The 9,293-nt window shown below is 42.3% G+C and carries 2 protein-coding genes and 4 tRNA genes; 1 reads left to right on the forward strand and 5 read right to left on the reverse strand.

Features of this window, described 5'->3' with window-relative positions; translation table 11 throughout:
- Positions 1–138: 138 nt before the first annotated feature.
- The 4 genes from DFP80_RS18725 to DFP80_RS18740 form a co-directional block, all read right to left on the reverse strand.
- Positions 139–215 (reverse strand) — tRNA-Met (locus DFP80_RS18725).
- A 49-nt stretch (positions 216–264) separates the two neighbouring features.
- Positions 265–341, reverse strand: a tRNA-Met gene (locus DFP80_RS18730).
- A gap of 49 nt (positions 342–390) precedes the next feature.
- Positions 391–467 (reverse strand) — tRNA-Met (locus tag DFP80_RS18735).
- Between the two features lie 101 nt (positions 468–568).
- Positions 569–645: transfer RNA gene (locus tag DFP80_RS18740), tRNA-Met, on the reverse strand.
- 288 nt (positions 646–933) lie between these two features.
- Here DFP80_RS18740 and msrA point away from each other — a divergent pair.
- Positions 934–1,593 (forward strand): peptide-methionine (S)-S-oxide reductase MsrA, encoded by a 660-nt coding sequence (msrA, locus tag DFP80_RS18745; RefSeq protein WP_113918318.1) that lies wholly within the window; start codon positions 934–936, stop codon positions 1,591–1,593.
- A gap of 110 nt (positions 1,594–1,703) precedes the next feature.
- Here the strand turns inward: msrA and DFP80_RS18750 are convergent, their stop codons facing one another.
- Positions 1,704–9,239, reverse strand: coding sequence for an Ig-like domain-containing protein (locus DFP80_RS18750; protein WP_220150923.1), 7,536 nt, complete (start codon positions 9,237–9,239; stop codon positions 1,704–1,706).
- Positions 9,240–9,293: the final 54 nt, after the last annotated feature.

A 9,293-nucleotide genomic window follows, 5' to 3' on the forward strand; every position in this document is an offset into this window, starting at 1 on the left:
CCCGACGAGCTACCAGACTGCTCCATCCCGCGACAAGTTAAACTATCTATATAGTTTACTTTTAATGATTTGCTTGAAATATGGTTGCGGGAGCCCTTTTCTTAATTAAAAAGTGAACCAACGACCTTTCTTGAAATATGGTTGCGGGAGCCGGATTCGAACCAACGACCTTCGGGTTATGAGCCCGACGAGCTACCAGACTGCTCCATCCCGCGACAAGTTAAACTATCTATATAGTTTACTTTTAATGATTTGCTTGAAATATGGTTGCGGGAGCCGGATTCGAACCAACGACCTTCGGGTTATGAGCCCGACGAGCTACCAGACTGCTCCATCCCGCGACAAGTTAAACTATCTATATAGTTTACTTTTAATGATTTGCTTGAAATATGGTTGCGGGAGCCGGATTCGAACCAACGACCTTCGGGTTATGAGCCCGACGAGCTACCAGACTGCTCCATCCCGCGACTAATTAATTCTTTCAAGAATCAATAACAATTTCGTTTGATTAGTTTTTTGCTGGAGCCCTTTTCTTATTTAAAAAGTGAACCAACGACCTTTTTTAAAATGGTTGCGGGAGCCGGATTCGAACCAACGACCTTCGGGTTATGAGCCCGACGAGCTACCAGACTGCTCCATCCCGCGACTAATCATCGTTAACAACAAACATCGATTAATGCTTGCTGGCTAAGCTAATTTCGCTTAACCCTTGCCAACGAGGTGCGTATTATAGGTAGATTTATCTAAGAGTCAAGCCATGCAAGAGAACTTAATAGAATTAGTTGAAAAAAAATCTTTCTGCCTCATTATCTATCTCTATGAAACAGACTCTGCTTTTTATTAGATATAGAGAAGCTAAAACTTATACCCTCCGCTACCACAAGGTAAAAGGTAGTCATTTGATATTTTCGACCGACAGGTCTGGAGACAAGCATGCCCAGCAATATTGAAACCATTCTGAAGAAATCAACGATCCCCGCTGAAACCGACGCTCTACCAGGTAGAAGTACGCCGTTAACAATTTCTGGAATACACGCGGTGAATCACGAACCGTTTATCCGTACTGAAAGCCCTGACGAAGCGGAAGTCATTCTAGGGATGGGGTGCTTCTGGGGTGCCGAGCGCAAGCTATGGAATACTCCTGGCGTTATCGTCACCTCCGTAGGCTATGCAGGTGGCTATACGCCCAACCCAACCTACGAAGAAGTATGCTCAGGACAAACTGGACACAGCGAAGTCGTACAGGTTGTGTTTAATACCTCTATTATCTCGCTAGAAGGCGTGCTTAAGGTTTTCTGGGAAAATCACGACCCAACTCAAGGTATGCGTCAAGGCAACGACATAGGCAGCCAGTATCGCTCTGTTATCTACACGACCAAAGATACACATATGTCGATTGCTGAAACCAGCCAAGCGGCATTTCAAAAAGAGTTACTCGACGCAGGGCATGGAATGATCACCACAGAAATCGAACCTCTCGACACTTACTACTTCGCGGAAGAATATCACCAGCAGTATCTTCACAAGAACCCTAACGGATACTGTGGAATAGCGGGAACTGGTGTGAGTTGCCCTATTGGCTTAGGCGTATAGTTTTTAATTAACGGGAAAAATCACTCCCTAAATTAAACAAGTTACAGAAACGAAAAGGCCGAATCCTTATGCGATTCGGCCTTTTTTAGCGAGGTCTATTTAGATCTAGGTTAACCGTCAATATTGATATTGTACTCTTCATTATTATAAATGATTTTTACACTATCAGAATTATTTACAAAGCCGTCATTGTTAGAGTCAAAAGAAGATGTCTCATCTACAAATGTAGCAACATCTTCGCCATCAACTTTCACATTGCCAGCAGTAACTTTCACATGCTGAGATAAAAACTCAGTAATCGCATCTGCATCTGCATCTTTATCTGGGCTACCATCTATTCCAACCAACAAATCGGTAAGATCAAGTGCATCCTCTGCTGCATTGAAGTCTGTGATTATATCGATATTTGATAAGTCACCAGTGTCATTTAATATGAAAATATCATTGCCAGCACCACCAGTTAAAGTATCTATAACTTGATCATCACCACCAAACAAAACGTCATCACCAAGCCCTCCAATGATAGTGTCATTGATGTCAGTACCTATGATATAGCTATCATCAGCAAGCCCTAGTAAATTATCTTCATTAGGGGATGCACCGATCACATCAGAGCTTTCACTATTGAAAGAGACAACACTTGTTATATCTAAATCTGGCAACTCAAGATCGCTGTAAATGATTAGATCATCAATAGATCCCTGATTGCTTGTAACTTCAATATCATAACTACCGTCCGCTTTAGCAACTAATGGTTCACCTGCCAATGTAAGTGATGCTGTCAATGGTATACCAAACAAAGTAACAATCGACGATTCTGTTGTACTATTAGTATTGTCTATTTCAACGGCAACATTATAGCTAAACGCTGCTGCACTATAGCTGTTAAAAGCACTAGAATCCCCTTTAACAACACCATCACTCAACATGATATTCTCGAAATTAACCACTCTCGTTTTAATATTGTCGACATCTAAATTGTATTGAGCAATGGTATAACCTTTCAAGACGATAGAATCTGTTCCTGTCCCACCATCAATCCATGAGCCATAGTGCGTCCAACTGTTACCCGTCACTTGACCTTCAATCACAATAAAGTCATTACCAGAACCCAACTCTATAGAGACACGACTAACATCACCTTTCACAATAAGTTTATCGTTCCCATCACCTGCATTTATGTATCCCTTAACATCATCACCTATATAGACTTCGTCATGACCAGAACCAGTAGAAATACTTCCCGATGAATCATTTCCTATGAACAATTCATCATCACCGCTCCCTAAATCTATGTGTCCAGAAGAATTAACGCCAATAGTAACTTTATCATCACCAGCCCCAGTTTGTATGGAGGACTGATAATAATCACTAGCGTAGTTAGTACTCCCTTTAACATAAATTTCATCATTCCCTGTACCGCCGCTTACTCCTCCATGATATGCACTAATATCACCGCCAATATAAACTGAATTATTACCATCCTTCACATCCACCCAAGCAGTAACATTGCCAGAAATGGAGACTTCATCATCTGCATCATTAAAAGAGCGCCATGTAGAGTAATTTACAAATTGATGAGTAACATTATCAATAACGTCAGCCTCTACAGTGAAACCGCCCCAGATGTTTAAACTATTTGTTGCAGATACACTCACCGAAACTGTAGGTAAAACACCATCTGCAGTCACACTAATGGATGCTGTTGCAGTATCACTTCCACCTTTACCATCAGAAATGGAGTAGTCGAACGTTGCAATACCAACAAAGCCCTGTAATGGCGTAAAATGAATCACACCCGCAGAATCCATATAGGCATACCCATTCTGCACATTACTAATGCTGGTCATGGTGAGAGTGTCGCCATCAGCGTCTGTATCATTAACAAGTAAGCTATCAACACTTATCTCAAGGCCCTGTTCAGACAATGTCGTAAATGGCATTTCACCTGTTGAGCTAAGAATTGAAGCATCCAACACAAAATACGTTTCTCCACCGTCTGAGCTCAAGGTTGGCTGGAATACATAATCTCCACCTTGATCCCACCAAATCATATCAATAGCATGATAGCCAGATTCCGTAACAGTGAACGTTTCGTGCGTTGCCGTATTAGAAGACTGATTATGATCAAACTCTGCCACAATATCGTCATCAATAGTAATCTGATAACCATCGTCCGCCGTCACTTTGAAATTATAATTACCAGCTTCTAGATAAACATAACCTTCAAGGTAAATGCCGCCATCTGTATTATCACTAGGATCTGAACTTAAAGTGCTTGCATCAGAACCTAAGAAAGTCTGCAAATGGGTGCTGCTTGCGACACCACCAGATCCATGTCCATAATTTATATTCGCAGCATTAAATGTTGCATCTGGGTCTTTATTTTCAATAAGTGCTTTAAAATCGTTGATATCATTAATCTGCGAATCTGTACCGTAGTACTCGCCCACTAATCCGGCAAATAGCGCGCTAGAAGCACCATCATCCTGAGCTTGAGGATTAGTATTCGTACCTACATTTATCGTTAAATTAGCAGAAGACGTACTACCATCAGAATCTTGAATCAAATAAGCAAACGTTTCAGTGGCGTCAGCTGGAATGTTAGAAGCACTAGATGTTACTTCATAGACATAGCTACCATCGCTATTAAGTACCAAATTACCGTATTCACCAATAATACTTTGGCCAACATTACCATCAGTAAGTGTAACTGTATCACCAGACATAACGCCGACGACACTAATGGCACCGTCTTCACTCAGCTCGTCAGCACCTAACCCATTATCATCAAACACATTACCCGTTTCTTCAGGCAAACTGTAACCAGAACCTTCAACAATACGAACTACCAATTCATAGCTTGTCGCAGCATTTTCAGCGGTATGTATAGACGTAATGACGGGGCTATTAGGATCATTAGCATCTTTGAAGCCAACTACCTGCAAGGTATAAGACTCACCCTCCCAATCAAACTCAACCGATGTATTCCCTACTGTAACAATGTCTTTTGACGCTTCTGGATCCCATGTATTTGTTGTTTCGTTATGAGAGAACTCAATATTTAAGCTAACTTCTTCGTCATCCCCATTATTATCTTTAACCTTAAAGGCCACATCCATAGAGGCTGAGGAAATAGCCCCACCCTCATAAACTGGATAGTTATAATGGGTAAAAGTACCAAGAATAATATCTTCGTTAAGTTCGAACTGACCATTTAAAGCAGCATCATTATCAATAAAGCCATAGCCTGATTGAAGATTCGAACTATCAGCAGGGTCACCCCAACGAATTTGGTCTAAACCTGAATCATTGTCATCTAGTCCGCCGCCGTGTCTAGTCGAATCGCCATCGAATATATTAATATTTCCACCACCTACAGGAGTATTCCAATTGGCGACAATATTCGTCACTTCAAACGTCTCGCGCTGAACGGTAATGCTAGCCTCATCATTGACCGCAACAGGTTCAGAGTCTTCAATAACAACCGATATGCTTTCAGTTGTTGTTACGAAACCATCATTTACATCAATACCAAAGTTGATACTAGCCGTATCTTCCTGAGCCACATCAGCATGATCGACTGGGCCACTAAGAGTAACGATGTATCCATGCTGGCCATCTGTGTCAGTTAACGCTACGCGAATAATTTCTGTATCACCGGCTTTCGCAACAAGGTCACCGTTACTATCGGTAGTCCAAATCAGCGTTACACCGCCTGATTTCATAACTTCAGTTGGAGCAACCAGTGACACAGTCAATACATCATCACTATCAACATCACTTATATTAAAAATACCAGTTGCTGAAGCACTACTAACCGTTTCTGAATCATCACCTGACAATCCTTTTTCAGAGACCACAACAGACTCTGAAGCAGAATCAACCACAATTTCAGGAGCAGTATTTTCCCAAGTCGCACTACCAGAAGCATCAACAGCACCAGGATCATTTGCTGTCGCTGTCGCTGTTACCGTAAGTACACCATCAAAATCATCAGACACTGAAAGTATTAAACCTTTAACGGTTACAGCACCAGTTTCTGAGTCAATCTCAATGTTATTTGTGAAACCACCACTGTTTAACGAAACCTTCCATGTTGTCACACCATTTTCTGTACCCAATTTCTCAGCACCGGACAAAGATGTCCCTTCAGGCGTCGTCACTGTAAGTTCAGTAATATTCTCCGAATGGTCCGTATCTGTTGGAGTCGCTGTAATATCTACCGTGTAGTTCATGGCTGAGGATTCGTAGGAAACGCTATGCAACAAATAGTCACTTGTCTCAACACGATCACCACTCATCGGCGTAGAAAACTCAACAGCCACAATAGATTTACCCTCTGGAGCATTGACTGTAATGTCACTACCTATACCGTCATGCCCACCTTCACTGCTATTGCCGTCAACGGTATAAGTTGCAGATGTTCCATCGTTATACTTAACGGTATAAACAGCCGTCTCATCTGTATTATTTAGCCAAGCTAACTTAAAGGTTGCAGATGAGGCTGGCTTATCAAGCTCAACAAGCAATTTCTCCTGCTTACCAATTTCCGTGCTACTGCCATTACTAGCAACACCAGTAACACCAAAGCCTGTAGGAGTACCAGAGTCCTTGATAGAAATATCTACCGCCTCATTATTAGCATTGTAAGCCGTAACGGTAAAACCAGCCGGATTACCAACTGGCTCCTCTAGACCATCTAGAACATTAGATAAATCTACACTGTATAACGTGGTGGTGGTGGTCGGCTCTAAAGTCAACACTACTGTTGGCACATCCGTCACCGGCGTTACATTAATAGTAGCCGTCCCCCCTGCAGAAACCTCGCCACTATTATCAACCGCAACGTACTCAAACGTAACAGGAGCATCTCCATTATTATCACTCCAATCCGTATCAGGCACAAAAGTCAAACTGGCATTTCCATCGGTTGCAGAAACAGTCGTATCCGTAGACGTAACTTCAACACCATCAATGAATAACGTACCGTGAACAGGCAAACTTTTAATAACAAAGCTAGCCACAGTACCGTCAACATCAGAAGCAGACAAAGTCACATCAATACCAACACTGTCTTCATCGCCTTGACCTTGCCCTGAAGACGCATTAATGACAGGGGCATCATTAACTGATTCAACCGTTACTTTCACTTCCGCAGAATCCGTACCACCATTACCATCACTGATAGTGTAACTAATCGTCGCATCACCGTTGAAGTTCTCAGCCGGTGTGAATTGTAATTTGCCATTTACAATCTCAACCGTACCTTGCTCTTCCGGTACCAAAGCATCCGTAATGACCAAGATATCGCCATCTACGTCTTTATCGTTCGCCAACACATCGATGGTAATAACCGTATCTTCATCTGTGGTCACAGTGTCCGCCGCCGCCACTGGCGCATCATTCACAGCATCAACGTCGACACTCACTTCTGCTGTATCTGTACCACCATGGCCATCACTTACCGTATATTTAATAGTCGCAATACCATTAAAGTTCTCAGCCGGAGTAAACTCAAGATGACCGTCAACAATAACAACCGTACCTTGATTTTCTGGCACCGTGGCCTCTGTGACAGTCAAAACATCACCACTTACATTACTGTCATTTTCTAAGACATTAATAGTGATAGCGGCACTGTCTTCTGTAGTACTAGCTGCATCATCTTCAGCATGCGGAGCAAATAAGTCTTCTTTAGTGTAAACAACACCATCGAACGAGAATGATTCAAAGTCGATAAAAGTATTGGTGTCACCTTGATTATCAACAATTATCACATTGCCATCTTCATCCAGCGTAACAGATTGCATATCCGAAAGGGCGGCCGAGAATACGGCCTTATCATGGCCCGCACCACCGTCTACATTAAGGGAGTCAGAGGCATCATCTGCATTAACATTAATGGTATCGTTACCACTACCCAACAACACGAAATCATCGCCAGTCTCGGAGTCAATAGTAGTCCAATCCCCATGCCAATAATGAACCACATTAGAATCCCCACTCACATTACCTGCAGCATCAGTCTGAGTAACTTTGAAGAATTCATTGTCATTAACTGGTGAACCAGAAAGGTCAGACACATCCAACGTCCAAGTCCCATCACTAGAAACAGTCGTTGTTACACTGGTTAACTCTTCATAACTACCGGTCTGAGTATCATTACCATCTGTTGTTGAATTAGCTATAACCCATAATGTAATAACAGCGCCAACCTCGCCCGTTCCATGCAAAGTCACCTTAGAGTAATCAGAAGATATTGAATCATCTGTAACTGACGTAATGACAGGAGGTTCTACAGAAGTATCAGCATCCGCTGCCGTTTCACTCACTTCGATTGAACTATTACCCGCAGCATCCGATAAGATCGCTGTCACCTCAGCACCAGGAGACACTTCGAACACGTAACCACTGTCGATAATCGCTTGTGTGACGCTAACCACTACATCACCGCCACCGTTAACGCTATACGTCAAGGTGTCGCCCACTTCTGAACCTGCTACAGAAATTGTAGCCGTTATGGTTCCGTCGTCACCCAACTCATCAGCATTGTAGACATCATCGTCACCAGTGCTTTCGAAGCGAATAGATGGCGTAGCGATAGAAATATCAGCACTCAATGATTCAGCCTCAGCTTCTACTGAAGTATTACCTGCGGAATCAGTGATCGTTGCCGTAATAGTAGTATCAGGAGCTATTTCAACCTGAATACCACTTTCAATAGATTCCGTTGTTAATACAACTACTACTGAAGCATTATCACCCACTTTATACGTTACCTTGTCACCAGGAACTGCATCCGATGGGATACTAATCGTAGCCGTCACAGTACCATCACTACCAAGCTCGGCAGCACTGTAAATACCGTTATCATTAACATCACCAGCAATATCGATAGCTGGTGATTGAACTTCAGTATCGACTACAGCACTAACTGTTGTTTCTGGGGATTTATTATCATACCTATCACTTAATGTTGCAGTAACGCTAAATGTACTACCCTGATCCGGAGCCGAGAAGGATTGAGAGACAAAGCCGTTACTTAAAACTGCTGAAGTGACACTAATGCTATAAGAATTATCTCCATCACTTACGATAATAGATTGACCTACCATTACACCATCAGGTAAATCCACCCTTACATTGATATCACCTGACAATTCATTAGCATTAATGTAACCATCAGAATTTACATCTTCAGAAATCGAAACAATTAGAGCAGGAAGGTCGTTATCAACGATCAATTGTGTTGAAGTATCAGTTCCAGAAACACCTGAAACTCCCTCAGCATGTATTGTAAACGTCTCAAAACCTTCCACTAGAGAATCATCAACTGTTGAGACACTAAGAGAAACCTCAGTTATACCAGCAGGAATCTCAATGATACCATCCTCAGATATAGCCAAAATTTGAACAACACCATCTGTATCAACGTAGCTTGCCGTAAGTTCACCGGTATCAGAAGCATCAGCAGTTTCAAACTCCGTGTACACCTTCACTTTTACATCAATATCTGAAACAGCCGACAAAGTCATAGTAACAACGACGTCAGAGCCTTCAATAGCATAACCGTTACCAAATCCAATATTAACTAAACTCGTGTCGTCATTTTCGATGGTACCGGTGCTCTCTACGCCGCCCACACTCAAGGTGAACGTTTCATCGCTTTCAAGAACCGTATCTTCGGCGCCCGCTAC

It is taken from the genome of Marinomonas rhizomae (assembly GCF_003315485.1).
GTDB lineage: Bacteria > Pseudomonadota > Gammaproteobacteria > Pseudomonadales > Marinomonadaceae > Marinomonas > Marinomonas rhizomae.

Bases quoted from the DNA above. Each gene is read 5' to 3' on its own strand.
- msrA (WP_113918318.1), top strand. From the start codon at position 934: ATGCCCAGCAATATTGAAACCATTCTGAAGAAATCAACGATCCCCGCT.